This is a genomic window from Streptomyces sp. NPDC060028, from assembly GCF_042736725.1.
In the GTDB taxonomy this organism is placed as follows: Bacteria; Actinomycetota; Actinomycetes; order Streptomycetales; family Streptomycetaceae; genus Streptomyces.
This window is the reverse complement of the sequence record NZ_JBHWVJ010000037.1, coordinates 49604-74952: the sequence shown is the minus strand read 5'-3', so window position 1 is coordinate 74952 and position 25349 is coordinate 49604. Positions and strand designations below refer to the sequence as shown.

The following is a 25349-nucleotide window of genomic DNA, read 5'->3' as shown; positions in this document are numbered from 1 at the left end:
GGGCCTCCGTCGCCGTAGGAAGATCTCTTCCGTTAGGCGATCCCATGTTCGTCCTGTTCGTCCTTGTCGTACGTCATAGCGTGATGTAGGTGCCCCACTCATCCCCTTGAATGCCCTCGCTGGGCATCGCTCCGCACTCCGGAGGTTGCGTCGACCATGGCACAAAGCCGTCGCAGGGTGCGGCGTCGGTTTCAGGTATCTTTCCGACGGACTCGACCTTCAGTCTTCTGGGGATTTGGGTTCAGGCAATCCAGCTTTCACCGTGTCACGCGGGTCCCTCGACGCCCCGTCTCCGATACCTGAGCCCGGTCGTCGATTATCTGGCATGCTGCGGTCCCATCACCGTTTCCGGATTAGGTAAGCCATTAGACCCAAGAATCTCCCTCCAAATTCTTCCCGACTGAATCGGGGATACGACAAAGCGCCTCATGGCGCACTGCCAGCGATCTGCCACCTCCAGCGCGTCCGGGGCGGCCTGCCTGATGGCCTTGGTGAATGCCATCAGGCGGTCCCGGCAGATGATCTCGGCGCCGGGATGCTCCTGGAGCCATGCGGCGACCGTGCCGGTTTCACGATCCGGCAGCACGTCCACCGGCCGGGAGGACTCGACGTCGACGAGGACGGTGCCGTAGGTCCGGCCCTTGCGGAAAGCGAACTCGTCGATGCCGAGGATCCGTGGAGCCCGCGCTGGTACAGGCGGAGCGGTCAACTCGCCCAGGATGGATGTCCGCCGGCCGTAGAGCCGCAACTTTTTGCAGAGGCGTGCGCCCGGGCGGCCGCCGAGCTCCACGGCAACCGACCGCATCGCCGACCGCGCCGCCGTCGAAGAACGGCGTCGCGGCTCGGTCAGGCCCACTACCTGTTCCACGAAAGTCCGACGCCGGCATCGGGGCTGATCACAGAAGAAGCGTCGGACGCGCAGACGGACGATCAACCGACGACCGCAGACCGGCAGCCCGGCTATGTGACGCGAGTACCGGCTGTGGACGCGTGTGGCGGGATGCTGACATACGGGACATGTGCCTGGCGGCCCACACCCAGTCGCGTCGACCCTCAAATCGTCGTCCACGACCGTGGCCTGGCGCAGTGCGAGGTTCAGGCCCGGGAAGAGGACGTCTTGAAGCGTTTCCATCTCCATGACGACGTCATCCCCTAGAGGAACGATCCTGCAGTCCGGTGCCTGGCCCTGGGGTCAGCCGGGCGTCGTTACTGGGTCTGCGTCTGGTGACCGCCGGCGATGGGGGATCGTCGCTCTCATATGTGGAGGTCGGGCGGAAAGCCGGTCCACCGCAGGTCGACGGGGAGGTGGCCGGTGTCGTTGAAAAGGAGAACGGACGGGGGCCGGCCAGGCGCGTAGCGGATGACGGTAAGCGCGGCATTGGCGTGGTTGATGCCCATCCAGCGCCACTTCGGCGCGTCAAGGGCGGACCGGATGAGCCAGCCGATGAGGAAGTTGTGGGTGACGACGAGCTCGTGGAGCGGCTCATCGCCAGCGACGGGGCCTGTGAACCGCGCGAGAGCCTCCTTGGCCAGGCCAGGGCCCTGTTCACGTTCCTCGGCTGGAAACTGAGCCAGGTGACCGAGCATCGCGTCGGCCGATTCTGACGGCAGCTCCTCGCGCTGCGGCATGTAGGGAATGTAATCGCCGGCCAGTCCAGAACGCTGCAAGGGAACATCGTCGAGCTGCTCACAGACCAGCTGCGCCGTCTGCTCCGCGCGCGCGAGCGGGCCATGGTGGATCGCCGTGAGAGGGGCCCCGCGGAGCCGCTCCCCGAGCAGAACGGCCTGACGGCGGCCGTTGTCCGTCAGCGTGCTCTCGTCCGATGAGGCCTCACCGTGCCGCGCGAGGTAAAGGTAGCGGGTAGCTGTTGCCGACATGGGCGAGTCCTCCGTCAGGTTCATGATCTTGTCAACATCTGGATGGACGTCGACAAGTCCCAGGTGGTTCCGCAGCCGACGGACTCAGACTGGCGCTGCCCCGCAGATGGCGTAGGTCTCACGGAAGAGCGGCCAGAACCTTGTAGTTGGCCCGCGCGTGCGCGCGACCTGTCGCCGCGTCGCTGCCCTCCGCGCTGTGGTCATCGTCCCGGAGTGGGCCGCCCCGTCCTCGACGGTTGTGAGGCGTTGGTGAGGTTGGCGCCGGTGGCGGCGTCGCGCTCGGAGTTGGCGACGCCGTGCCAGTCCAGGCACATGACGGTGGCGTCGTCGTCGAGGTGGCCGTGGCCGGCGTCGACGATGGCTTTGATGAGGGTGCGGGCGGCTTCGCGGGGGTGGAGTGCGCGGGTGCGGATGATCAGGTCCGACAGGTCGAGGTTTTCGGCGTTGCGCTCGAGCATGCCGTCGGTCAGCATGACCAGCCGGTCACCCGGGCGGAGGTCGAGTGTCTGCACGCGGTAGGTGTTGGCCTGTGATGCCTGGGCGCTGAGGCCGAAGGGGAGATCGACTTCGGGGACGATCTGCTGGACTTCTCCGTTTCGCATCCGCAGGGGCCAGGGGTGTCCGGCGTTGACGAACTCCGTCTTGCCGTCGATCAGGCTGATGCGCAGCAGCTGGCCGGTGACGTAGCCGCTGTGGCCATGATCGCGCATGGCCCGGTCGGCCTGACGGGCCTGTTCGGCGAGGTCGGCACCCTCTCGCCGGGACCGTCGCAGGGCGCCCACCACGAGGGTGGCGAGCAGCGCGGCGTCGACGTCGTGGCCCATGGCGTCGGTCACCGACAGCTGGACGGTGTCCCGGTCGATCACGTAGTCGAAGGTGTCGCCCCCGACATGGTCGGCGGGTTCCAGGGCCCCGGCGACCGCGAACTGTGCCGCCTCGCACGCGAGCGACGCCGGGAGCAGCCGGTGCTGGATCTCGGCTGCCAGGCTCAGCGGTTTGGTGCGCCGGCCCCACTGGTACACGTCGGTGTGGGACCGGTTGGCGATGACGATGTACGCCAGCGCGTGCGCGGTCTCGCCGATCTCCCGCATCACCTCCGCGTCCGGCGGCGCGGGCAGGAACAGTTCCAGGAGTCCGATGGCGTCCCCGCGGTTGGTCACCGGGGCGACCACCCGCACCAGCCGGCTCTCGCCCCGGTGCTCCACCTTCGGCTGCTGGCTGCGGATCACGTCGTCGTACAGGGTGCCGCGCAGCGGGATCCGCCGGGCCGGCTCACCGGTCTCGACGCTGTCCGCAGCCCCAAGCCGTACGACCGAGCTGCCGGTGAAGTCGGTGATCAGAAACGACACCGACGCTGCCCCGAGATGGTCCTTGAGCAGGCGCGCGACCACGTCGAGCGACTCCACGGGCGCCGCGGCCTCCGCCGCCTCCAACGCTCCCGCCAACGTCATCGCCCTACCCCGGTGGCTCCCGCCCGCGAGAGGACGAGAGGCCCCACCGTCCGGCTCTCCTGCGGTCACGGCGACCCCTTGCTGCTCGATGCGCCGGAACATTCGTCCCGGATACGCGAAGATCCGTGCCGAGGCGGCACCGGACCTGTCAATTGCATCATGAGCCCCCGGGGCCCGTGGCCCGTGGCCCGGCTGAGCCGCAGCTCTCTTGGGCCATGCCCGGCTGGGGGCTGCGCCGGTAGTCCATTTGCCCTGACCGGCCGCCGCCCATCCGCGCCGTCCGATTACCTCAGGGGTGGGCGCCTGAAAATCTATGCTGGCTGGAGTAGACATTGGGTGGTGGCGTGGTTATGGTTTCTCTCGTAACGCAGAGAGACCGCAGGACGCAGGTGGCAGTACCCGCAAGTGCAGTACGCAGTATCAGCAGTCAGGCAGTACCCAGCAGTGAAGTCAGTGAGTGGTACCTCGGTGAAGGCGTCGGCTGCGGGCGCGCGCACCGGGAGGTTCGGCAGTGGGGTTCTAAGCCAGAGCAGATGCAGGATGGGCGACGGGGCTGGCTGCCGGAGCGTGGCGCTTGGTCAGGTCGCGAGCAGTACAAGCGGTTCGCAGTACCAGCAGTAAGAGAAGTGCCAGCAGTACGTAGTCCCCGCTTGGTAAGTAGTTGATCACCGAGGGATGAACGGAGGAGCCGAGCGCCATCAGGATCGCCCGGGCAGAGTGTTGAGTCCGGGTACCGCAGGACATCGTTAGTGAGGTGGTCTCCGGTCAAGCAACCGCGATCCCCGCACCCCCGACAGCATGTGAGTCGGGTCTGCGGACTCAGTAGGCCGGCGCAGTACCAGGGCCGGTAGATGGTGTAGCAGTTCCTTCGGGGCCCTGGTGCCAATGGCACCAGGGCCCCTCCGTGTGTTCCAGAAAGAGGTGCGATGACAGCAGGGATTCCGACCGGCCCGCTCGGTGGCCACCTGGACGATGACGACTTCCCCGCCTACACGATGGGCCGGGCCGCCGAGATGCTCGGCACCACGCAGGGTTTCCTCCGCGCGATCGGCGAGGCCCGTCTGATCACTCCGCTCCGTTCCGCCGGCGGACACCGTCGTTACTCCCGATACCAGCTGCGGATTGCAGCGCGCGCACGCGAGCTCGTCGACCAGGGCATCCCGATCGAGGCGGCCTGCCGGATCGTGATCCTGGAAGACCAGCTCGAGGAAGCCCAGCGCATCAACGCCGACTACCGCCGCGCCGTTGGTTCGGCGAACCCGGCGGCTGTGGCCTGAGGCCGTACTCGCGCCCGCCGGGCAACGGCGGGCCCCGGGGCCCGCGCCCGGGTGCGGCGTACGGGTCGTTTCCTCGGGTGACAGGGGGGTGCGGGCGCGTACCGTTTTGGTCAACCGTCGTGGGGGTCCCCAGGCCGAGAACATCAACCTGACCTGACCTGACCTGACCTGACCTGACCTGACCTGACCTGCGGCGAGCAGTCGGCCGGTAGCGGGCGACCCCACCCGCGGAAGCGGGCCGGCGCTTTATGAACAGCCCTGTCGGAGATTTTTCCGCCGTGCTCCACCGCGTCGCGTCAACGACGCGTTCTACCGGGGCGCGTGCGGACTCGGGTCAGCTTCCGGTGGAGCCACTCGGCGAGCGTGCCCAGGGGGCGAGGGTGGGGCGCTGGGGGATGAGGTCGGGGAAGGGGTGGAGCGGGGCTGGATGAGGGGCCCGTCGTCGCCGGCCACGAGTAGTGGGGGGAGAAACCGGCGACGTGGAAGCCGTTGGTGGCCTCGAAAGTGATCAGGGTGGTCGTCCGCCCAGTCGATCCGGCGCCAGTGAGGGGGCGACGGCGTCGAGCGGGTCGGCGGCGCGGTCGCGTGCAGGAGGTCGGCGGCATCCGCGTCACTATCAGAGGGCCGCTTCAAGGCGTGTGGAGTTTGCGTGTCGGTCCGTGGCTGTCACGCGGCTGCGAAGGCAATCAAGGGCCGCGTTTCCCTGCGTGCCCGGTGGCATGCCGGGGCCGGGATTGCGTGGCCCGGCCGCCTTGGGGTAGGCGCTGTCTGGATCGGCGGGCTTCCGTCGGCGGCCGGTTATTCGCACGCGGCAGTGCGGAGCAGGGAGCGCTCCATGATTCTCATCCTCGGCCTCATCATCCTGATCGCCGCGCTGATTTTCGCCGTGGCCGGGGTGATGGCGAATCTGGGCGGTTCCCACGAGCTCACCAACGACTTCTCGGTCTTCGGCTACCACGTCACCAGCTCGACCGGTGCTCTGTTCCTGTACGGCATCGCCGTCGGCGCGGCCGCCGTTCTGGGTCTTGCCCTCGTTCTGGCGGCGGTCCGTCGGGCCTCTCGGCGCAGCCGCCTCGTCCGCCACGACGGATACGCCCCCTCGAAGCGGGAGAGTGCGGTCGTGGACCGCGAACGCGAGGACCTCATCGAGCAGCGTGATGCCGCCCGCGCGCAAACCGCCCAAGCCCTCGGCGACGACCATCCCACCACTACGGCCGCGCCGGCCACGGGTCACCGGCGCGCCAAGTGGCTCGGTGGCCACGGCGATACCCGCTAGAGCGTCTCTGTCGCCGCCGGCTCAGCTCACGTGCGTCTCTCCGGCCTCCGTGACCGCCACCAGGACCTGCCCCCCGTGGTGCGTAATTTCCCAGGTGCCCGCCTGGCTGGGGGCTGGTGACTCGTCTGATCAGAGCTCGACGCGGTGCTCGGCAGCCGATGGGTCGTCGACAGTGCCGTAGCGCAAGACGACCTGTGCTGACCGGAACGGCAGGCCGTTCAGCTCCGTACTCGTTGCCGTCGGACTCGCCGTCTGCTTGCTCGATCGCCTCGGTCAGGAGGGACTGGCCTTGGGGGACGACGTCCCGTTGGCTTGGCTCGCCGTGGCCGTCATCGGCCAGTCGATGTGTGGGCCATGCGGGAAACGATCTCATCCCGGACCTACGTCGGGTTGAGCTGTGGCGATGCGCTGAGTGTTCGCGGCCTCTGCCGCGTCGTCTCGGTTGGGTGTTCCTCCTACTATGGGCACCTCGACAAGGGAGCAGAGTGGATCTCAGAGCACCGGTACCGTCTCGGAGGCTTGGACCGTACGCGTTGACCGATGACGGGATCGCGGCGCTGCTGGCACGCTACGAGTTCGGTGATTCCTGTGTCCGCCGGGTGATCCTTGACCAGGAGTTCGGACGGAAACCGCGGGGGCGGGCCGTCAGACTTGTGATCGACGTTCGGGTGGTGGACGAGGCTCTGCGGTGGGAGCCGGTGTGCCTGGACCTGGTCGACGTGAAGCGATTTCGGATCGACGAGAGCCAGGGCTCTCCTGCGGGGGTGCTCTACGATCCCCCGCAGTTCACCCGGTTCGACGGGCTGATGCAGGTCGACCTGTGCGCTGAGCGTTTCGGCAGCCTTCGACCGGGGAGTGGGCACGAGGTCTTCGAAGGCTCGGAGCTGGTCTTCGAGGCGGTCGAGGGCACGTGGAGTGTCCTGGAGCCGTGGAGCGTATGACACCGCGCCCGCGATCAAGCACTACTAGGAGCTGTCCGGTCGATCATGTGACTGCCTGCTCATCGGGTCGCTGTTCTGGGTATGGGTGGGGATCGGCGAGATGCGTTGTCGGATGCCGAATGGGATCGGCTACGGCCGTTCCTGCCGGTGAGCAATGGTCGGTGCGGGCGGTGGCGTGACCATCGGCAGGTGATCGACGGGATTCTGCACCGCGTGTGGACCGGGGTGCACTGGCGTGATCTGCCGGAGCGGTTCGGTCCTTGGAAGACGGTCTATGAGCGCCACCGGCAGTGGTCGGCGGACGGCACCTGGGAGCGTCTGCTGCAGCAGGCCCAGGCTGCGGCGGACGCGGCCGGGGAGATCGACTGGGATGTGTCGGTGGACTCCACCAGCGTGCGGGCCCACCAGCACGCGGCCGGCGCCCGAACTGCTCCACCACCCGCCCCCGCCAGCTCAAAGGGGGCGGAGTTCGTGGAACACCAGGCCGAATCGCCGTGGCAGAGCCTGACCGCCCGACTGGTGGAGGTGGTGGGGAGGCGAGGGCCTGGGCCGCTCGCGCGGAGGCATCACCAGCAAGATCCACCTGAGCGCCGACGGTCGCTGCCGCCCACTGTCCCTGATCATCACCCCCGGACAGCGGGCCGATTGCACGCAGTTCGTGCCCGTGCTGGAGAAGATCCGGGTTCCTCGTCAGGGGCCCGGACGGCCCCGCAAGAACCCGGACAGCGTCGCCGCCGACAGTCAGGCCGCCCGCCAGCGCAGAGGATCACGCGGCGGGCGGCCACCGGGCTTCGACCAGGACCGGTACAAGAAACGCAACACCGTCGAGCGGGCCATCAACAGACTGAAGAACTACCGAGCGGTGGCGACCCGCTATGACAAGCGCGGCTACGTCTATCTCGGTACGGTCACCGCTGCCGCACTCCTCATCTGGATCCGGTCGTGACCACAGCACCTGCCCGAACGGTCAATGCAGCCGACGCCCGCGCTCTTCTTGCTCAGCCAGGATGGACGCTCTTGCCTGCTCACGCACCGTTTGGATCCAGCCCTGCGGATCCTCATCGTAGAGGGCACATTTCGCCTGCCACCGGGTGAGCCCGCCGGCTATGTCATCGGGCGAGTGATACCACTCGCCCTCACCCGCCGTGCCGTGCCAGACGACCCCGGGACGACCTGGGCCCTGGCAAAGGTCGAACCCGTGCAGGTACTGCAGGGCCGTTACGACCAAGGGGTCCTCGAAGTTAACGAGTGCTCCCTCGCCCTCGACCCATGGAACCGCCCACGCATGCACGGTTTCACGGGTCACCTTGCCCTGGGCCAGTGCGTGCCATTGGGCAGCCACTTCCACACGCCCTGGCGGCAGCAGCGTCGCGTCCAGATCGCTCATGAGCCCACCCTCTCAGCCGAGCAACCCTAGGGGCCAGGCAAATCTGCCTCATGATCGGCCGGACAGCTCCTAGGTGATCGTGGGCTTGGCAGGCTTGTCGGTGGGGCTCTCGGGGCGCTCGTTCGGGCGGTAGCTGAGGCCGTTCATGATGACCTGGTGGCGGGTGATCTCGTCCTGGCAGAGGACCTGAAGGAAGTCCAGATGCCCCAGCTCGCCGCCATGAGCCTGGGCCAGGCGGGCATCGAGGGTTTCCAGCATCCCCGAGAGCCGCAGCGACTTCAGCGACTCACGCAGGGCAGAATCCGTCACGCTCATCAGATGCTTCCCTCAACTTCGCCGTGGACCTGGTCGTCGTGGATCTCATCCGCTCCCGCGTCCCCGCTCGACTCCGGCTCCGGATTCGGTCCCGGTGCCGGCGATCAGGATGCCCTTGATGGTCCGATAGGACGGATCTCCGACAGTGATGGCCCTCGACCCTCGCGCAGGCGGCCTCCAGCCTCGCGTCGCCGTACTTCTTCTTCAGCCCGAGGATTCCCTGGGCGGCGCTGAGCCGGTAGAGCGTGTTGACCTCCAGCAGCTGGTCGACGACGGGCCGGCAGGCGTCACCGGCCCCGGATGCGGGGTCCGGCACCAGTCGGCGTGCGCATCTGGAAGGCGACGGGAGATCGCCCAGGAACGCGCCGAGATCGAACGCGAAGGGAAAGAGGCGCACCGCGCGCCGTGACTTTCTGCGCAGGTCGGCCCCGCCGACGTTTGCCGCAGGAGGATCGGGCACACGGGTCCGGGGAGGTGGTCGGTGGTGGTCAGGTGGGACGAAGTTGTGGGAAGGATTCGGGCGGCCGCGGCAGAGCCAGCCGTCTATCTACGGCGTGCCGCACAGGGACCGGGAAACGAACGGGACAGTGTGGTCCTTGGTGCCAAGACCGTGTTCGCGGCCATGGCTGCGTGGGTCCTGGCTCGTTATCTGCTGCCGCCGACTGTTTCCACGTTCGCCCCGTTTACGGCGCTGGTTGCCTTGCGGGCCACTGTGTACCGGTCGGTGCGGGATTCGGTCCAGTACCTACTGGCGATGGCGGCAGGAACCGCGCTCGCTGCCGCTCTGGCAGCCTTGGCGGGCATCCACGGGTGGACGTTCGGGCTCCTCACCCTGATCGCGCTGTGCGTCGGCAGGATCCGCCGCTTCGGCCAGCAGGGCACGCAGGTCGCCATCGTCGGTTTCTTCGCGTTTTCCTCCGGCCAGGGAAGGATCGATTACATCGGTTACCTGGCCGCCTCCGTGGTCATCGGTGCGCTCTGCGGCCTCGCAGCCCACCTCGTCCTCGCGCCGGCCCGTCACGTCGGCCACCGGCAGCAGGCCGTCGCAGACCTCTACACGGGGATGAGCCGCCGCCTCGACGGTCTGGCCGAGATCTTCGAGGGAAACGATCCTGACGCCGAGCGTGTCCGGCAGTGGCGCCGCGACTGGCGCACACTCTCCGCCGACTGCGAACGCATTCAGCACAGCATCGAAACCGAGATCGAGAACAGCCGTCTCCACCCCCGCCCGGGAACTGACACCGCCGACATTGCCCTGCCGCACGCCCGCGAAGCCGTCACCGTCGCCGAACGCGCCATGGACCACCTTCGCTCCCTGACCCGCACCCTCGACTACGCCCTGGACAGCGAAGAGATCAAGAACCTGCCCGGTTCCTTCAGGACAGGCTTCAGCTCTCTGCTGCGCAAAGGGGCAGCCGCGATGGAGGAAATCGGCCAGGCATCTCCCACCGATTCGGGCCGCCTCGCCGACCTGATCGACGATGCGGAAGCGGAACTCGACCGCATAGAGCATCAGGGGCAGGCGGCGGCCGACGCCCCGCCGCAGGTTCACACTCTGCAGGGGACGCTCGTCACGGACGCCGGCCGTCTCCTTGCCGAGCTGCGCTCCGGCAGCCAGACCCTCACCCCGAAGCCCTGACAGCCGTACAGCCCGCACCTGGCTCCGCCCCGGCACCGTGTCAGCGCATGTGCCAGGGCAGAGCATCGGAGCACATCACCCACAGCGTGGGGGCCTGTCCCGGAGCCCAACGGGCTTGGGACGTATGCGAGAAGAGGCAGATGTAGCGCCGGCCTTGGTACGTCACCTCATCGCTCTTTCCGTACGGCCTGCCCATCGTCCACTGCGGCAATGCTGCAGACATGCCTGTCTCCCCGCTGATCCGGCACGGTGCCCACCCGCGTGGATCTTCCCATGACGAATGCCGGCTCCGGTGGATGATCGGCAAGGCGGGTCGGGCTCGAAGCGCCCGCTGTCTGCGGGACCGATTCGGTGGCGCTCACGGGCGTACGCGAACGACCTCGGTCAGTTGACCTCGCTGGTGGCGGTGACTGCGCGTCCCAACGGTGCACGACCCTGTGTCCCGTCGTGTCCCGCCTTCAGCGCGTGGCCCGGTCTGCCGCCTCTCGGGTGATGTCGGCGTAGAGGCGGAAGAGGGCCGGGTGGGCTTCGCCGCTTTCTCGTTCGTGCAGAGCCGCCCAGCACCGGGCGATGAGTTCCCGGGCCTGGGTGCCGGGCCAGGGCCGGGGCAGGAGCTGAGGCGGCAAGAGCGGGTCGGGCTCCATGGCGCGGGTGAGTTCGGCGGCGAGCTCGACCGCGATGGTGAGGAGTGCGGACGGGGAGATTCCGGCAGGGTCGGTGAGCCGGGCGAGGCGCGGCCGGGCGATACGGCTGAGGCGGTGGTAGCGATCGGCAATCTCCTGCAGGGACCACAGGCGGCGGGCGAGTTCGGCAGGCTCTTGGGTGTCGCCCTTGCGCAGGTCTGTCGTGGTGAGGAGGGTAAGCGCGCCGTGGGCGCCGAGGCGGTGGGCCGCGTCTTCGACGTACGGTTCCCAGGCGTTGGCGCAGACGTACAGTCCGCCCTGGAGCGGGGCACCTCCCAGGTGGACGAGCGTCTCGCGCAGGGCGTCCCGGGCCGTGCGCGCCGATTCGGGCACCGCGAAGGCGGCCAAGTGCCAGACACCGTCCCAGGGCGCGAGCCCGGCGTCTTGCTGGAAGGCGTGCCGGAGGAAGTCCGCGTTGGGGGCCAGTGCACGCCTGGTGTCCGCGGTGGTGTGCAGCTTCGCCTTGCGGCCACGGCCCTCGTGCGTGAACCGGCCCTCGGCCACGAGGCGTTTGACGCAGAGCCGCACCTGCTGGTCGCTCATGCCCAGGGTATTGGCGACGGTGTACAGCTCGTCCGCGCTGACAGTGCCGTCCTCGCGGATCAGCGCGTGGACGAGCATGCGGGTGGGGACCTCGACGTGGTCCGTCTCGGCGCTCACAGTTCTCTCGCCCCTCTGGTTGCGACGGCGCGACGCATGGTGGTCACCGCTGCGAACCCCAGCAGCCCGCGCAGGTAGGGCGTGCGCTGGGTACGCACGGCCGTGAAGCCGCGCCGCTCGTACAGGGCCCTGGCCCGCGGATTGGTGTCGATCACATCCAGTCTGATCTCCCGGCAGTGCTGCTCCGCCGCGACGGCGGCCACTTCCTCGATGAGCAGGCTCCCGACGCCACGGCCGCGTATGGCCGGGTCCACAGCGATGCCGTCCATGACGAGCTCTCCGCGGGCCGGGTGGCGTTCGAACAGGGCGAGGAGCAGGATCCTGTGCAGTCCTCGCATGTGTCCGTACACGCGCAGCACCGCGGAGGCCGATCCGCCGGTGAGGGCACGACCGCCGAGCTGGTAGCCGGCGAGGCCGACAAGCTGCCCGTCGAGGAGAGCGCACACCGCGCGATCGGCGTTCAGGTGGGCGGCGATGAACGGCACCGCCTTGTCTGGCGGGTTCAGCGCGGGGCCGAGTTTTCGGCCGAAAGCGTCCCAGTACAGCTCGGCCGCCCGCCGCTCGGCGCCGGCTGGAACGCCCCGCCGTACTGTCACCGGTCCAGTATCGGCGTTCGTCGCGTCCAGTCCCATCCCGTTTCCCTCCTTCTCGCTGCAAGCCCAACTCAAAACTATCATTGCCAAGACGACCGTGCGTGCAATGATAGTTTCGATCGTGCGCATCTCCGAACCGACATCCGAACCGAGGCGGTCAGATCCCATGGGCCCAAAGATCCAACCCAAACGGCGTCGCGGGCTCCGCATAGCCGTTTGGTCATTCGTCACAATCCTGGCCGTAGCCGCGGGTCTCGGCGGTGTGGTGCTGTGGCAGAACTCCTACGACATGGACGAGCAGCGGGTATCGATCCGTCACGGCGGCCACACCCTCAACGGAGTACTGGCCACACCCAAGGACGGCCGCAAGCACCACGGCCTGGTCGTGTACGTCCACGGCGACGGCCCCGTCGACGCCACCCATGACGACGGCTACAAGCCCATGTGGGAAGCGAACGCCAAGGCCGGGTACGCCTCCCTCTCTTGGGACAAGCCCGGCGTCGCGGGCGCACCAGGCGACTGGCTCGCCCAGTCCATGGACGACCGGGCCGACGAGGCAGCCGCCGCCATCGCCTGGGCGCGCGCCCGCCCCGACATCGATGGCGACCGGATCGGGCGCTGGGGCGCCAGCCAGGCGGGCTGGGTCCTGCCGAAGGTCGCCGCCAAGACGCCCGTGAGCTTCGTCATCGCCGTCTCGCCTGCGATCAACTGGCTCCAGCAGGGCCGCTACAACCTTCTCGCCGAGCTGCGCGCCGACGGCGCATCGGCAGCCCGCACCAACGCAGCGATCGCCAAGAGCGACACGACCCTACGGCTGCTGGAACGCCACGCGACCTTCGAGGAGTACGTCAAGGCCATGGGCGGCGACGCGAACGGGATGACCGCCGATCGCTGGCGCTTCATCTCCAAGAACTACACCGCGGACGCCGGGCAAGACCTCCGCGCCCTGCGCGGCCTACCGGTTCTGCTGACCCTCGCGGGCCACGACATCAACGTAGACACCGCCGACACGGAGCGCGTCTACCGCGGGGTGCTGGACGCAGGCGGTGCAATGACGGCCAAGCACTACCCGGACGCGACCCATTCATTGCTCAAACAGTCCATCGAGCAGTCGGACCTCAAGACCACGCTCACCGCGCTCTTCTCCCCCCGCTCGCTCTTCGCGGACGGATTTCTGGACGGCCAAGGTCAGTTCCTCAAGGATCTCGACCGAGGCAGCCATGCCACTCCATGACAGTCCAGCAAGGTCGGCCATGGCGCGCAGTGCACGGTCGCACGTACCGCCCGGTGCACTTTGAGTCCTTGTTGCGGATTGCGGCCATGGCGGCGACACCGAGCAGGCGTTTGAGGTTGCTGTTGCCGTGCCGGTTTCGTCCGGACGTGTTCACCCTGGCCGATTCGTTCTGTCCCGGGCAGACGCCGATCCGGGAGGCGAGGTGCTGGGCGGTGGCGAACGGGGTCATGTCCCCGCCGGTCTCCGCGAGGATCACCTCGGCCGCGAGGTGGCCGCCTCCGGGGATGGTGTCAAGGAGGTCCGGGTCCCGTTCCCGCTCGGTCAGCAGGATGGCGATGCGTGCGTCGAACGGCGCGCGATGTCGAGGAGCAGGTCCGGGCTGTCGTCCCGCAGGCGACGCAGACGTCCCGTGGACGCCCGCACGGTCCTCGAACGACGTGCCGTCAAGTACATCACCCACACGAGAACCGGGCCCCGCGGCGATCAAGAGCACCGCTAGGCTCATCGCCCATGACCGGCACCTCCGCCTTACCCCTGGCCTGCGCCATGTTCGCCGCAGTCCTTGCTGCACTTCCCCCGCCGCCGGCCGCCGCCGCAACCCTCACTACCGCTGCGGCCCCCTGCATCAACGGGGAACGCGAACGTCGCGACGAGAGCGCCGTGGACGACGGCGAGATCCGCTGGACCGACGCCACCCGCTACGACGGCCCCCGCAAGCACGCCCTGGCCGTCTGGCAGTACACCGGATCCCGGATCAAACTGCGCCCGGATGCCACGACCACCGTCAACGACCTCGAATTCGTCGACTATCGAGGCGGCAGCGGACCCAAGGACGCGGTGGGTTCCTACGTCCGTGACTCCCGGATCGCAGCCACCGACCTGATCCGGTTCAACATCACGAAGGTGGACGGCCGGTCCAGTGACTTTCAGCGCAGCGTGGCCGCTCACGAGGTCGGGCACGCGCTGGGTCTGTGCCACAAGTCAGGCAAGGTCCTGTCCCTGATGTGGACCGAGGTCTCCTCACTGCCCATCACCGAACCGCAGGCCGCCGACAAGGCCAACTATTCGACGCTTTGGGGATGACCATGTCCAAGCTCTGGCTGACGGCCACTGCCGCGGCGCTCGCCCTGGCAGCGACCGGCGCCGCCTACTATGCATACGACACCAGCGGACAGGTCACCGTGGAATCGCTGTGCGGGCCCGCGGCGAGCACCCCCGAGGACGTGGCCGCTTTCGCCTCCACCGTCGTCATCGCCACCGTCGCCGACCGTACCCGCTTCGTCCCTGACGAAGGCCGGACCGACGCCGGAGTCACCGTGAGCACCCTGGCGGTGGAGAAGACCCTCAAGGGCTCGGCGCCCGCACGGCTCACGGTTACCCAGGGCACCGTCAGGGCCGCTGACGGAACCCTGGACACCACGCACGAACCGCTCCACGAGGTCCTGGCCCCCGGAGGTCGGTACACCGTCGCTGTGCTGGACCGCACCCGTGAGGGCGGCCGGTGGGTCTGGGGCGCCGAACAGGCCCCCGACGCGGCCGCCGCCGAGAGCCGGTGGCGCGGTGCTGCCTCGGCCAGGACGGTCCTGCCCGAACCGTCCTGCGACGACACCACCGTCACCGGTGCCCCCTCCTCCTGACCAGCAGCGAAGGAAACGACGCAGTGGACGAGATGGTTGAACGGCATCCGACGGAGCCCGGGCTCGTGGTCCTCGGCGTGACGGGCGTGGACGAGGCCGCCGTGCGTGCCGCGTCGCCGCCCTGTGTACGCGGACCTGCTGCGCCCCGGGTCCGCCGGATGCTCTCGCGCTGTTGGGGCGCGGCTCCCGTCGCGGCCTCGGTGGCCAGGCTGTACCCCGTGGCGGCGTACTCCGTTCATCCGTACGCAATTGGGGAGCTCAGGTCGTACGCCGACAGGCGGGCCCACACAGATGCTGCGCCGCTCCCTGCGCGACTCCGTCGTGTCCCACTGTTGTGGCCGCAGCGGGCCCGGGTCCGGCAAGACACTTCGCGCCGGGCCGCGGGCGCGCCGGGGCGCAATGCCGGTGACTCAGCCCGTGTCCAGCCGGGTGACGGCCCCGGCCCTGTTTCGGCAGGTGGGGGCGTGGCTTGGCGCGGGGGCCGGTCTGGGGGGCTGGTCGGTCATGACGGGTTTGGTGATCGGGTGATGGTGTTGTTGGTGCCGTGTCCGTGGGGGTGTGCGTGTCGTTGCGGGGGCAGGCGCTGGCCGGCGGGTGGCGGGTTTGTCGTTCCTGGCGGTTGCTGGTGGGCCGCGTACCTTCACAGGACAGGAGCCGTACATGAAGACGCGAGCGTTGTGGCAGCGGATGGCCGGCCTCGCCACGGTCATGGGGCTGGGCGTGGTGCTGCCGTTCGCGGTAGGCGTGACACCTGCTTATGCCCAGGCAGAACTGAGCATCACGAAGACGCACGAGGGCAACTTCGCCCGAGGCGGGCAGGGCGTCTATCGCATCACCGTCAGCAACCCGGGCTCGGAAGACACCCGCCACACTCTTGTCTCTGACGAGCTTCCGGGAGGACTCAAAGGTGACAGCGTGCAGGCCGGGGCTCCGTTCGATTGCAATATCGTGGGCAGCGGAAGTGCACTGACTTGCAGCGCTGACGGCTTGGGTGCTGGTCAGACCTCGACGATTCTCCTGACAGTCAACGTTGCCGAGGACGCTCCCTGCACCATCACCAACACTGTCAAGGTGGGTGAGGCTGGTGATCTGCCAAACCCCCTCCCTGACGTCTCGGCCAGCGACCTCACCACTGTCACCGGCGGCGAATGCGGTAACGGCAACGGCGGGAACGGGGGCGGTTTGGGGTCAATCCTGCCGATCAACCTCAACGGTGTCATTCCGATGTTCAACAACATCGCCATCAACAACAACATCCAGAGCCCCAACGCCAGCAACCACACCCGCCAGGGCTTCGCTCTGAACAACCCCTGACCGCAGTCGGGTCAGGGTTCCGCGGGACCATCCGGCGGCGGGCCGGCGGCGGCCGGCATGCCGCTACCGAGCCGGGGCGCGTCCTGGTCTGGGCGTTGCACGGGCCGTCACCCCTTCACGGGTGACGGCCCGTGCCGCATGAGTGGCGTGATCGAGTGACGCTCGACGTGCGGTCAGCGTCGGGAGGCCGCCTGTGAGGGTGCGACCGGCGGGGGCGACGGAGATCGGGTCGGCGAGTGTTCGTGGTGGAGGGCGAGGGTGGCCGCGCCGATCGCGAAATGAGCAGTGTGGGCGAGGCGCGGCAGGCGGGCGCGCAGCCGGGGTGCCGTTCGGGGTGCCGGGGTAAGCATGGCGGGGTTTCCTTCCGGTGGGGTCGCACCGTTTTTGTGCCGCCGCCCCGTGGCTTCCGTCGCACACGGTCAGCAGAACGGTGCTTGCCTCGGGCCGGTCCAGGACGGGGGCCAGTTCGGTTCGACGCGGGTGGCCGCTCGGGGGCCAGCAGCGCGTACATGTGCGGGTGCGGCGGTCGGGGCCCCGACCGTGGGCGGCTGGCTGGGCTCGTGCCCACCATCTGGCAGGTCCTCGCCCGTGCCGGACCGCGAAGGGCTGGACGTCCGACCGAGCCCATGTGGGCCGTCAGCGGACCGCCGAGGTCGACGTGGATGCCCGCCTCGGGCACCTCGGGGACACCCCCGTCGCCGTGCCTGACGCCCGGTAGACCCGTTCACAGACCCGCAGCGGGCCCCTATTGCCAGACAACCCGTGGGCTGCTCACGTCCTCGGCCACGTCACACCGGCCGGTGGTCACGTTTCCGTACGAGGAAGCCAGCCGGAATACGCCAGAAACGTGCCGTAGGGCGTCAGCCCACCGGCGTGCCCGAGGACCGCGTCGGCGAGGTCCATGAAGTGGGCTGGCTCTGCCCTGGGTTGCTGCGCCATCTATGCCCGGAAAGGAGCGGCGGTGTTCGCTTTCACCCCGCTAATGTTCGTCACGCAGTAAGGGGTCCCACACACCTCAGGGGGCATCGACAGGGCATGGAAAGACGCGAGAATCCGGAGGCGGCGCGGCAGCAGCCCCCGCCGACGTTACGGTCCGAGGCGGCCAGCAGCGACAGGCCCTGGCACAACCGAGTCCCTCCCCCGCCCCCGCCGTCGCTGCCGCCACACCTTGCGGGCGGCGTCGACCTGCGGGTCAGCAAACGGCTGCTGTGGGTCGGCGGCGCCGCCTACCCACTACGAAACATCACACGGGTGTACACGTTCCTGCTCACCCCGCGGCGCGGTGAGGCGACCGTGCTCTTCCTCAAGCGCGTCGGGATCGTCCTGTCGGTGGCCTTCGCCCTGATCATCCTCAACGGAATCACCGGTTTCGCCAGCGACAAGGACACCTCGCAAGCGATCATCCGATTCGTCTGGTTCGGCGCCATCGTGGCGCTGGTCTACTGCGCCGGGGATTTGGGAGCGGTCCTGACTGCCGCCTCCCACTGGGCGCTGGCCGTCGAGACGTCCGGCGCGTCGACGGCCCTGATGACCAGCAAGAACACCCAGCATCTGAACGAGCTCGTCGGCTACGTCGTGAACTCGATCGAGAACCCCGAAATCGAGTTCCAGGTGAAGGTCGAGACGCTCTTGATCAATCCCAGGAACTACCACTTCGGCGACAACGTCAACATGTACGGCGGATCGGGCAACGTGGGGATGGCGAAGTCATGAGCGGCGACCACCGATGACGGTGAACAACGTCACCATGCACGGCGGCACGAACAACACCGGCATGGTGAAGAACGCGGCGCGCCGGCCGCCATGGGCCCCTGAACTGCGCTCCGCCATAGCAGCGTTGACGAAGCAGCTGCGACACCTGCGCGCGGAAGCGTCGCCTCTGGGCGCGCGGACGATCGACGAATCCCTGCCGGTCCTCGCCCCCAACGCCGTGGTCCAGCCGCAGGCCTGCGCCCTGCTGACCGTCGCCGGCGTCGCCGCGACCGCCGGGTCCCTGGGCGTGCCGATCGTGGAAACGGTGAACAGGATCCTCCAGCTCCTGGGCGCGCAGCAGCGGACGTGACGACGAGCCAGGACAAGCCCTGCTCGACGTGGCGGCCCACGCGGTCGCGCGGGGCAGAGAAGGCACGTGCTTGGGTTCCAGCCAAGATCACCCCACTGCCCCTTTTGGGATCGCCAGTTGTGGACCCCAAGAAGGGGGAGGCGGCAGCCATCGGGGAGACGGCCGCGCAGGTGTCGTGCACTACGTCACGCTCGAACAGCGCCTCGCTGCGCAGTCCTCCGCTGGTGGCGTCGTGTGCTCGATGATCTCCACACGGAGGCCAGCCCGCGCGAGGGTCACGCCAGCGGCGAGACCATTGGGGCCGGTGCCGACGACGCCGGCGTCCGGCGTCATCTGCCTTCCTCGCGGCACGGTTTAGGTCATGTGTCGGCCAGGCTGGGCATCAGTCCGCCTCGAGCAGCAGGCGGGCGCCGAGGGTGTCGACGTCGTGATCGGTGTTGGACACCCGCCTTGACACCAGCCTTGCCCGTCGCTCGAACCGCCAGAGCCGACGCGTACACGGACGGCCCGCGCGTCATTGACTTCGGCATCTCGAGGGTCGCGGACGCCACCGTGCTCACGCATACCGGGGAGCTGCTGGGTACGCCGCCGTTCATGGCGCCTAAACATTTCCAGGGTGGGCGGGAGGCGGGACCGCCGGCGGACGTTTTCGCGCTGTGGGCGGTTCTGGTCCACGCGGCCACCGGGCATGGTCCCTTCGACGCGGACAATCCCTACGCGGTCGCCTGGAAAGTAGTCCAAGAGGACCCTAACCTGGCCGGATTACCCGCTTCCCTGCTCCCGGTGGTGACGGCTTGCCTGGCTAAACGCCAGCCGACCGGCCGGACGCGGAAGCGCTGATGTCCCTGCTGGCCTCCCGCCGGGAGCGCCGCGCGCGGGTGGCCGTGGCGGCCCTGGCCGCGAGGCGGCTGCGGGTGCGGCGGGCCGCTCTGGCGGCGGCCGCCGTCGGGTGGTGGCCCTACCCCGACTCGAAATCTCCGCAAGACCCCCGGTCCCAGTACACAACGATCTCGTCCTCACCGCCCCCTTCCCCCCCAGAGCCCGGCGCCGATACGACTCGCTGGGTGGCATCCGTGGGCGGTGACGTCATCGGGAGATCGCCCCGAGAGCGACGCACCGGCCTGCGTCTCCAGGTCCTCAGCCCTGCTGTGCGCCGGACAGGGTGGTTGGCCGGCCCCGACGCGGGGTCGTGTGTGGGATGCCATCCACGTGGTGATCTGGGCGGGAGACTTCCGGGCATGGACGTGGAGTCGGTGGCGCTGGAGGGCCGGCCCGAGCAGAAGGTCGGCGGGACCTGGCTCTCCCGGTTCCGCCCCGGGCAAGCGTTCTGACCGCCGGGCAAGCCTCCTGAGGCCCAGGCGGGCAAGCCCCGGTGAGTGTGGGCAAGCAAGCCACCCTCGAACGGGGGCTTGCCCTCGGCTGCCGCAGCGCGCAGAACTGGAACTGCACCACGGCGATCTCCCGCGCCGCTCGGCCACCGTGGGAGCCGGCCTGGCCCGCGCCACGCCTGTGGTCGGGGACGCTAGCCGGTCAGATGTCGCAAAGCTGTTGGCCGGTGTTGACACGTTGCCGGGGCCCTGGTGCGCGGGTGGCGGCCGGGCAGGCTAGTTTGCTTGGATGAGTCTCCTTGATGATGTGGCCAAGCGCGACGGCTGGCGGTGCTGGGTGTGTGACGAACCGGTCGACCCCGACGAGTCGGTGAACGACCCGCGGGGGCCCAGTGTCGACAGCCGGACCGCCGACCGGAAAGCCAAGGTCGCCGAGCGGCTCGCGCACCGCGGGTGCAATACCCGCAAGGGTGCGGTCAAGGTGGTCATCGCCTGGCCGGAGCGCCTGTACGTAGTCGAACCCGCGCCGCTGATCGCCGTTGCCGACAGGCTGGAGCGCAAGGGGGGCCGCGAGGTGGTGGGCCGTTGTCCGACCAGGAAGGACGCCCAAGAGGCGGCGGATTGGCTGGTGGACCGGTTCTCCCGACTGGTACCGGGGCTGCCGGTGACCGCCGGCATCGAGGCGGGCGGCGGCCAGTTCCTCGTCATCCTGGCCACCGGCCGCCGCTGATCGGGGATCACCCGCGCACACTCGCGTCGAGATGGTGGTCATCGGACTATCCAACGCTGCAGAGCCTGGCCAGCTAGGGCTCGTCCGCATGCCTAGGCACAGCTGACGGGGGTCCCGTTTCGGGTCCTCTTTGGAGCCCCGTTCCGGGTCCCCTTGGAGGTCCCGTTTCGGGTCCCGTTCCATTCTCGCCGAGGAACACCAAACAGGCAGCTCACCGGCCCCAGAGGGGGCGCAGGTACGCCGACTACTTCCTGTGGAGGGGTCCTGGAGAAGCCGGTACCCGTACCGACGTCCGATGCGGTCAACTCGCGCTGCTGGCCGTGTTCTTCCGCCACGGCTTCCGATGGCGCGGCCCACGGGGCGAGCGGCGCAGGAGAGGGGTGCATCGGAGGGTGGCTGAACCGTTGGCAGCGAGGAGCGGCCAGGGTCACTAGGCGTTGCTCCACCCGGCTGTCCTGGAAAACGAGTCAAGCAGGTCCACCACGAAAACCAGGGTCGAGCCCGCCGGGATCAACGGCGAGGGCGACTGATTGCCGTAGCCGAGACGCGGGGGAACGATGATCTCGCGCCGACCGCCGACCTTCATCCCCCTCACCCCCCGGTCCCAGCCCTTGATGACCTTGCCACTGCCCAGGGCGAACTTGAACGGCTGGCCCCGGTCCCAGGAGGCATCGAACTCCTTCCCGGACTCGAAGGCCACCCCGACATAGTGGACCCTGACCACCATGCCCGGCTTCACCTCAGCCCCGTCCCCGACGACCAGGTCCCGGATGGTCAGCTCGGTAGGAGCGTCACCCGCCGGAACGTCGACCTCGGGCTTCGTCAGTTCACTCATTGCCGCCTCATCTCTCTCCGTCGGAAGCCCTCGCACGGACCAGCCGGACACATGGACACTCCACTCCATGCAGCAGATGGTCACGGTACCGAGAAGGCCGATCCCCGGAGCACACCCCGGCCACACGTGATGATCTTTCGCATAGCCGATGAACGCGACCCCGCATGCACAGGTCACGCGGCAATCGCCCGAACGAGACGAGGCACAGACGGTAGCCGGCACACTGCGAGACATCTCGACCAACGTCGGACTTCGCAGGCGCAACTCTCGCCAGGCTCCCTGGCCGGCCTGGACGTGCGGCCGCCTCTCCTCCTCAGCATCGCCGGACTGCGGCATCCTTCCGAGTGTGTGAAAGCCGCTTTGGGCGGTACCAGCGTCCCGGGTCCCGCAATGCGGGAGGAAGCCCCATCACTGGTCCTCGTACTCGCCAACAGTGCTTCGACCGTGCGCAAGTACTGGTACTGAAACCCGCGAACCACAATCCGTGTCGGCGGCGCTTGAATCGTGAGCTGACCAGGCGCGCGGAGAAGATCCCGTCGGTGAAGTAGGGCGCGAGTTCATGATGGCGGGTCATCTCGGAGCCTTGGTCCCAGGTGAGACTCCGGCGGGCCTGTTCCGGCAGCTTGCCAAGGCTGCGATGGGGGCATCACGCAGCTGGGCGGCCGAGTGCCCGTCAGGCAGCGGGACCAGGCGGAGATAGCGGGTGCGTCGGTCGACGAGGGTGGGGACGGCGGACTGGCTGCGGGCGCCCACGACGAGCTCGCCTCCCGCCGGGACCCGGAGGGCACGACTGCCCCGCCCCTGGCCGTGCCGTTGGAGGCGGCGCCGCACAGCGGGCCCGGCCCGGCCGCACGGGGCGCCGACTGCCGGGCGGCGGGAGCTACCGTCGCCCCGGGGCCCCACGCGCGCCGTCAGGCGGGCCATCGCCCGAGACAGCTCCGCCGCCGCGCCGAAGGGGACGATGGCGGCCCGGGACGGGATGCGGACGCCGCCGGTCATGGCCACGCGGGTGACGCCGCCCGGTTCGGGCGGCCGCCATGCCGATGATCAGGGAGCGGCTCTGCAGCCGGCACCACCCTGGGCGCAGCACGCCCCGGAAGTGGGCCCGCAGGCCGTAATTGCCGCGGGCCAGGGCTGAGGCAGAACTGACCATCCGCAACGACAGGCATCCCAGGTGACGTGGCCGTTGGCGAACCGCTGGATCGGCTTGCCCGCCCTGACCACTCTGCTCAAGGCCTTCGACGAGGCGACCGGTCCGTGCCGCTGCGCCGCACCGTTGGCGGCGGACCGGGACTTCTTCCCGCCGATGATGCCGCCGGTCACCGAGGCGGAGGTGGCGTGGCGGCTCCACCGCGGGACGGCGCACCCGTACCTGGCGACTCAGCTCGCCACGGCCGCGTTCACCGCGGCTTCCACCACCCAGCTCGCCACCGCGCAGGTGCGCGACCTTGGCGCGGACAACACGACCATCACCTGTACGACCACGGACTGCGCCGGGGCTGCATGACCTACGCCGTTCCCGACTGGGCTCGCCCCCTGCTGCGGGCGGCCGCTTTGCTCTGGCGGATCGGGGCCGGCACCAGCGGACCGCTGTTCAGCGATCCGCTGGGAGGCGAGGGGTTGCCGTCCTTGGCAGCCTTCGCCGAGGACTGCAGGCTGCGCCCGCCCCAGCCGCCCCGCCCGCCCCAGCCGCCCCGTCTACGCCGCCGGTTTCCCCGTAGCGCCCGGGCCCTCTTCCCCGTACCAGGGTCGAATTTGTAGGTACCTCTCCCTCATGGCCGGCCCGAGATGCGCTTCGATGCCGTACCCGGGTTCTCCCTCGTACGGGAGGTCGTAGAGGAACGAGGTCACGATGACCTCGATTGCCCCGGGCACGCGACGCTGTGTCTCCTCTTCCAGGAACGCAAGGACCCGGCGCCAGTTGGGACCGTCCGGGTCGCCCTCCGCCAGGTACGAGTGAACGGTGTCCTGTACGACGTCCCAGAAGAACACGTGCGAGAGCACCCCGTTCTCGTTGAAGACGTGGCACTCGTAGGCGTCCTCGAACCCGGGTACCTGAGCGACCAGGTCCTCCACGAGCCGTACGCCGGCAGCATCCTTCTCGGCAGTCCCGTCTGCCTTGTGCTCTTCTCGCTCTTCGTTGTCGTCGGCAACTTTACGGACCCCACGCGACGAAGCCCTCGGTCCAGTGGTCCTCATCAAGGTCGTACTCTCCGATCTGGAAGCAGTCTGGCTCGTCGGCGAAGCCCGGTAGAAGACGCGCGCGGCGGATCCGCTCTTCGGCTACGACCTCGGAGGGAGTAGATGCCGAGCAGCTTGACGTCGTCGCCGTCCTGCTCGTTGATGAACACGCCCTCGTCGTCGAGGTGAATCGTCTCGTCGTTGGGGCCGGCTTCGTTCTGGTGGCTGATGTGCCAGAGGGGACAGACCTTCAGGGGCGCAGGCTGCCCCGGGCCCATCCGGTGAACGTTCCCGGTCAGAGCACTTGCTCTCGTTTCACTCCTCTGGCGCTGGCGCCGCCGGGCCGCACACTACTCAGGCCGCTGACATCGGCCAGGGGTGCGGATTGCTGGGAGTGACTTCGTAGGTCAAGCAGCGAGTTGGTAGCGGGCCTGTTGGTTGCTGCTGGTGCTCTTGGCCCAGACGGTAGGTCCAGTAGCGGTCGAAGTCGCCGTTGGCGAGCAGGGCGCGGAGTTTCAGGACGGCTTCGGCGCCGGCGCTCCGCCCGGCCGTCGACGCGTTCGTCCGACAAATTCGCTACCCGGCGGCCGGAGCGCCGTGATACACAACCGAAGTGCAAAACATTTTGGAGTACCCCGAGGTCCTGCGGCTGATCGAAGACCGCTCGGCCGCGTTCCGCGCCGCGATCGCGTCCGCCCCCGACCTTGACGTCCAGGTCCCGACCTGCCCGGACTGGACGCTGCGCGAACTGGCGCAGCACCTCGGCGACGGCCGTCGCCGCCAGGCCGCCATCGTCGCGGCGGGCCCGGGCGCTGAGCCCCCGGCGAGGACGGACCCCAAGGGCGCCCCGACCGCGCCCCGCGACCGCGAAGCCTTGGACGCCTGGCTCGCCGAGTCGACCGAGCTCATGCTCGAGGCGATGCGCGAGGCCGGACCGGACCGCGGCTGCTGGACCTGGTGGGGCCGCTCGCAGGCCCCGGAGACCAGCGGAGCCGTGGCCCGGCACCAGATCCAGGAGATCGCCGTCCACACCTACGACGCCCAGCTCATCCAGGGGGCCGCACAGCCGCTGCCGACGGACGTCGCGGTCGAGGGCGTCGACGAGTTCCTGACGACCGTCTCGGCGACGACCGTCCCCTGGCCGTTCAAGCCGGCGACCATCGACCTGCACACGACCGAGGGCCGCTCCTGGCGCCTGACCCTCAACGCCGACGGCGTCCGCTGCGACGACCTCGCCGCCGACGCGGAGCCGGGCGACATGGCGATGCGAGGCGCAGCAAGCGAACTGGTCCTCTACTTCTACGATCGCGTCCCGCTCGACGGCCTGGAGACCACCGGTGACACCGAGCCGATGGAGCAGCTCGCAGACTGGGACCCGAACGCGTAAAACGCGCACTTGTGACGCATCTGTCGGTTGTGCGCGCTCCTGCGGGCGCCACTGGGCCCGGGGTTGCGGACATCGCGCGGCTGCGGGCAGGCTGCGGGCCGGCTGTTCAAGGGCGAAAGGCGCACCTGCGGGCGGCTCGCGCTCGACTGGGGGACAGTGCGCGGCGGGTGCAGATTGCTGGGACTGACCTCGTAGATCAAGCAGCGAGTCGGTAGCGGGCCCGGTGGTTGCGCTGGTGTTCTTGGTCGAGGTGGAAGGTCCAGTAACGGTCGAAGTCGCCGTTGGCGAGCAGGGCGCGGAGTCTCAGGACGGCTTCGGCGCCGGCCAGTGACCATCGGGCTCCGGTGATGTCCAGGCGGTCGCCGATCAGGTGGCGGCAGGCGCCTTCCACGATGCCCGTGGCGATCGGCCATCCTGCGGCCAGGCATCGTTGAGGGCCACGAGTGCAGCCTGCCAGCCCGGCCCCACCTCAACCGAACCCTCCGCAGTCCCACAAGACCGGTGCACGTAACTCTGTACTTCGTGGAGCACTCGGAGGAGT

Annotated in this window: 26 protein-coding genes and 2 pseudogenes; 14 read left to right on the top strand and 14 right to left on the bottom strand. The window is 68.8% G+C overall.

Features of this window, described 5'->3' with window-relative positions; genetic code table 11:
* Positions 1-316: 316 nt before the first annotated feature.
* The 3 genes from ACFWBF_RS20075 to ACFWBF_RS20065 all read right to left on the bottom strand — a co-directional run bounded on the left by ACFWBF_RS20075 (position 317) and on the right by ACFWBF_RS20065 (position 3329).
* Positions 317-1132, bottom strand: a complete 816-nt coding sequence (locus ACFWBF_RS20075; protein WP_385603358.1) for an ISL3 family transposase — start codon at positions 1130-1132, stop codon at positions 317-319.
* A gap of 122 nt (positions 1133-1254) precedes the next feature.
* Positions 1255-1878 carry a histidine phosphatase family protein gene (locus ACFWBF_RS20070; RefSeq protein ID WP_385603355.1) on the bottom strand — a complete coding sequence of 208 codons (624 nt, stop codon included), beginning with the start codon at positions 1876-1878 and terminating at the stop codon, positions 1255-1257.
* Positions 1879-2078: 200 nt separating this feature from the next.
* On the bottom strand, positions 2079-3329 hold the full coding sequence (locus ACFWBF_RS20065; RefSeq protein WP_385603337.1) for a PP2C family protein-serine/threonine phosphatase: 1251 nt from the start codon (positions 3327-3329) through the stop codon (positions 2079-2081).
* Positions 3330-4255: 926 nt separating this feature from the next.
* Between ACFWBF_RS20065 and ACFWBF_RS20060 the strand changes: the two genes are divergently transcribed.
* The 4 genes from ACFWBF_RS20060 to ACFWBF_RS20045 all read left to right on the top strand — a co-directional run bounded on the left by ACFWBF_RS20060 (position 4256) and on the right by ACFWBF_RS20045 (position 7769).
* Complete coding sequence (locus ACFWBF_RS20060; protein ID WP_385603334.1) at positions 4256-4606, top strand: helix-turn-helix domain-containing protein; 351 nt, start codon at positions 4256-4258, stop codon at positions 4604-4606.
* A gap of 835 nt (positions 4607-5441) precedes the next feature.
* On the top strand, positions 5442-5882 hold the full coding sequence (locus ACFWBF_RS20055; RefSeq protein WP_385603331.1) for a hypothetical protein: 441 nt from the start codon (positions 5442-5444) through the stop codon (positions 5880-5882).
* A 533-nt stretch (positions 5883-6415) separates the two neighbouring features.
* On the top strand, positions 6416-6823 hold the full coding sequence (locus tag ACFWBF_RS20050) for a hypothetical protein (RefSeq protein ID WP_385603328.1): 408 nt from the start codon (positions 6416-6418) through the stop codon (positions 6821-6823).
* A gap of 81 nt (positions 6824-6904) precedes the next feature.
* A protein-coding gene (locus ACFWBF_RS20045) for an IS5 family transposase (protein WP_385603325.1) occupies positions 6905-7769 on the top strand; the annotation gives its coding sequence in 2 pieces (ribosomal slippage) (positions 6905-7356 and positions 7355-7769; 867 coding nt in all).
* 21 nt (positions 7770-7790) lie between these two features.
* Here ACFWBF_RS20045 and ACFWBF_RS20040 read toward each other — a convergent pair.
* Together ACFWBF_RS20040 and ACFWBF_RS20035 are read right to left on the bottom strand one after the other, a co-directional pair.
* Positions 7791-8210, bottom strand: coding sequence for a hypothetical protein (locus ACFWBF_RS20040; RefSeq protein WP_385603323.1), 420 nt, complete (start codon positions 8208-8210; stop codon positions 7791-7793).
* A 69-nt stretch (positions 8211-8279) separates the two neighbouring features.
* A complete protein-coding gene (locus tag ACFWBF_RS20035) occupies positions 8280-8525 on the bottom strand; it encodes a hypothetical protein (RefSeq protein WP_385603320.1) in 246 nt (81 codons plus the stop codon).
* Positions 8526-9135: 610 nt separating this feature from the next.
* Here ACFWBF_RS20035 and ACFWBF_RS20030 point away from each other — a divergent pair.
* Positions 9136-10164 (top strand): aromatic acid exporter family protein, encoded by a 1029-nt coding sequence (locus ACFWBF_RS20030; protein ID WP_385603317.1) that lies wholly within the window; start codon positions 9136-9138, stop codon positions 10162-10164.
* Between the two features lie 40 nt (positions 10165-10204).
* On the opposite strand, the gene ACFWBF_RS20025 is transcribed toward ACFWBF_RS20030, so the two are convergent.
* The 3 genes from ACFWBF_RS20025 to ACFWBF_RS20015 all read right to left on the bottom strand — a co-directional run bounded on the left by ACFWBF_RS20025 (position 10205) and on the right by ACFWBF_RS20015 (position 12139).
* Complete coding sequence (locus tag ACFWBF_RS20025; protein WP_385603352.1) at positions 10205-10360, bottom strand: carbohydrate-binding protein; 156 nt, start codon at positions 10358-10360, stop codon at positions 10205-10207.
* A gap of 262 nt (positions 10361-10622) precedes the next feature.
* On the bottom strand, positions 10623-11468 hold the full coding sequence (locus tag ACFWBF_RS20020; protein WP_385603349.1) for a PaaX family transcriptional regulator C-terminal domain-containing protein: 846 nt from the start codon (positions 11466-11468) through the stop codon (positions 10623-10625).
* Positions 11469-11503: 35 nt separating this feature from the next.
* Positions 11504-12139, bottom strand: coding sequence for a GNAT family N-acetyltransferase (locus tag ACFWBF_RS20015; RefSeq protein ID WP_385603346.1), 636 nt, complete (start codon positions 12137-12139; stop codon positions 11504-11506).
* Positions 12140-12362: 223 nt separating this feature from the next.
* On the opposite strand from ACFWBF_RS20015, the gene ACFWBF_RS20010 reads away from it, so the two are divergent.
* Positions 12363-13334, top strand: coding sequence for an alpha/beta hydrolase family protein (locus tag ACFWBF_RS20010; protein ID WP_385603315.1), 972 nt, complete (start codon positions 12363-12365; stop codon positions 13332-13334).
* On the opposite strand, the gene ACFWBF_RS20005 is transcribed toward ACFWBF_RS20010, so the two are convergent.
* Positions 13297-13827, bottom strand: coding sequence for a transposase (locus ACFWBF_RS20005; RefSeq protein WP_385603312.1), 531 nt, complete (start codon positions 13825-13827; stop codon positions 13297-13299). The genes ACFWBF_RS20010 and ACFWBF_RS20005 overlap by 38 nt on opposite strands.
* Before the next feature lie 17 nt (positions 13828-13844).
* Here ACFWBF_RS20005 and ACFWBF_RS20000 point away from each other — a divergent pair, with 17 nt between their 5' ends.
* The 5 genes from ACFWBF_RS20000 (at position 13845) to ACFWBF_RS19980 (ending at position 18347) form a co-directional block, all read left to right on the top strand.
* Positions 13845-14417 carry a matrixin family metalloprotease gene (locus ACFWBF_RS20000; RefSeq protein WP_385603309.1) on the top strand — a complete coding sequence of 191 codons (573 nt, stop codon included), beginning with the start codon at positions 13845-13847 and terminating at the stop codon, positions 14415-14417.
* Positions 14414-14971, top strand: coding sequence for a hypothetical protein (locus ACFWBF_RS19995; protein WP_385603306.1), 558 nt, complete (start codon positions 14414-14416; stop codon positions 14969-14971). Before ACFWBF_RS20000 ends, ACFWBF_RS19995 begins: the two co-directional genes overlap by 4 nt.
* A gap of 660 nt (positions 14972-15631) precedes the next feature.
* On the top strand, positions 15632-16285 hold the full coding sequence (locus ACFWBF_RS19990) for a hypothetical protein (RefSeq protein ID WP_385603303.1): 654 nt from the start codon (positions 15632-15634) through the stop codon (positions 16283-16285).
* Between the two features lie 1155 nt (positions 16286-17440).
* The gene (locus ACFWBF_RS19985; RefSeq protein ID WP_385603343.1) at positions 17441-17998 is read left to right on the top strand and encodes a DUF6232 family protein; all 558 of its coding nucleotides are present in this window, start codon (positions 17441-17443) and stop codon (positions 17996-17998) included.
* Positions 17999-18011: 13 nt separating this feature from the next.
* Positions 18012-18347, top strand: a complete 336-nt coding sequence (locus ACFWBF_RS19980) for a hypothetical protein (protein WP_385603300.1) — start codon at positions 18012-18014, stop codon at positions 18345-18347.
* A gap of 180 nt (positions 18348-18527) precedes the next feature.
* Here the strand turns inward: ACFWBF_RS19980 and ACFWBF_RS19975 are convergent, their stop codons facing one another.
* Positions 18528-18680 (bottom strand): NAD(P)-binding protein, encoded by a 153-nt coding sequence (locus ACFWBF_RS19975; protein WP_385603297.1) that lies wholly within the window; start codon positions 18678-18680, stop codon positions 18528-18530.
* 1284 nt (positions 18681-19964) lie between these two features.
* On the opposite strand from ACFWBF_RS19975, the gene ACFWBF_RS19970 reads away from it, so the two are divergent.
* Entirely contained in the window at positions 19965-20405 is a 441-nt protein-coding gene (locus ACFWBF_RS19970) for a hypothetical protein (RefSeq protein ID WP_385603294.1), read from the top strand.
* Between the two features lie 430 nt (positions 20406-20835).
* Here ACFWBF_RS19970 and ACFWBF_RS19965 read toward each other — a convergent pair whose 3' ends face one another.
* Positions 20836-21240, bottom strand: coding sequence for an FKBP-type peptidyl-prolyl cis-trans isomerase (locus ACFWBF_RS19965; RefSeq protein ID WP_385603291.1), 405 nt, complete (start codon positions 21238-21240; stop codon positions 20836-20838).
* A 1174-nt stretch (positions 21241-22414) separates the two neighbouring features.
* Here ACFWBF_RS19965 and ACFWBF_RS19960 point away from each other — a divergent pair.
* Positions 22415-22747: a hypothetical protein gene (locus ACFWBF_RS19960; RefSeq protein WP_385603289.1), complete on the top strand. Its 333-nt coding sequence runs from the start codon at positions 22415-22417 to the stop codon at positions 22745-22747.
* Positions 22748-22938: 191 nt separating this feature from the next.
* On the opposite strand, the gene ACFWBF_RS19955 is transcribed toward ACFWBF_RS19960, so the two are convergent.
* Both ACFWBF_RS19955 and ACFWBF_RS19950 read right to left on the bottom strand, forming a co-directional pair.
* On the bottom strand, positions 22939-23439 hold the full coding sequence (locus ACFWBF_RS19955; protein ID WP_385603286.1) for a hypothetical protein: 501 nt from the start codon (positions 23437-23439) through the stop codon (positions 22939-22941).
* 336 nt (positions 23440-23775) lie between these two features.
* A pseudogene (locus ACFWBF_RS19950) lies at positions 23776-23955 on the bottom strand (hypothetical protein); the annotation flags it as partial.
* 79 nt (positions 23956-24034) lie between these two features.
* On the opposite strand from ACFWBF_RS19950, the gene ACFWBF_RS19945 reads away from it, so the two are divergent.
* A complete protein-coding gene (locus tag ACFWBF_RS19945) occupies positions 24035-24808 on the top strand; it encodes a maleylpyruvate isomerase N-terminal domain-containing protein (RefSeq protein WP_385603283.1) in 774 nt (257 codons plus the stop codon).
* Positions 24809-25004: 196 nt separating this feature from the next.
* Here ACFWBF_RS19945 and ACFWBF_RS19940 read toward each other — a convergent pair.
* A pseudogene (locus tag ACFWBF_RS19940) lies at positions 25005-25232 on the bottom strand (ISKra4 family transposase); the annotation flags it as partial.
* Between the last annotated feature and the right edge of the window lie 117 nt (positions 25233-25349).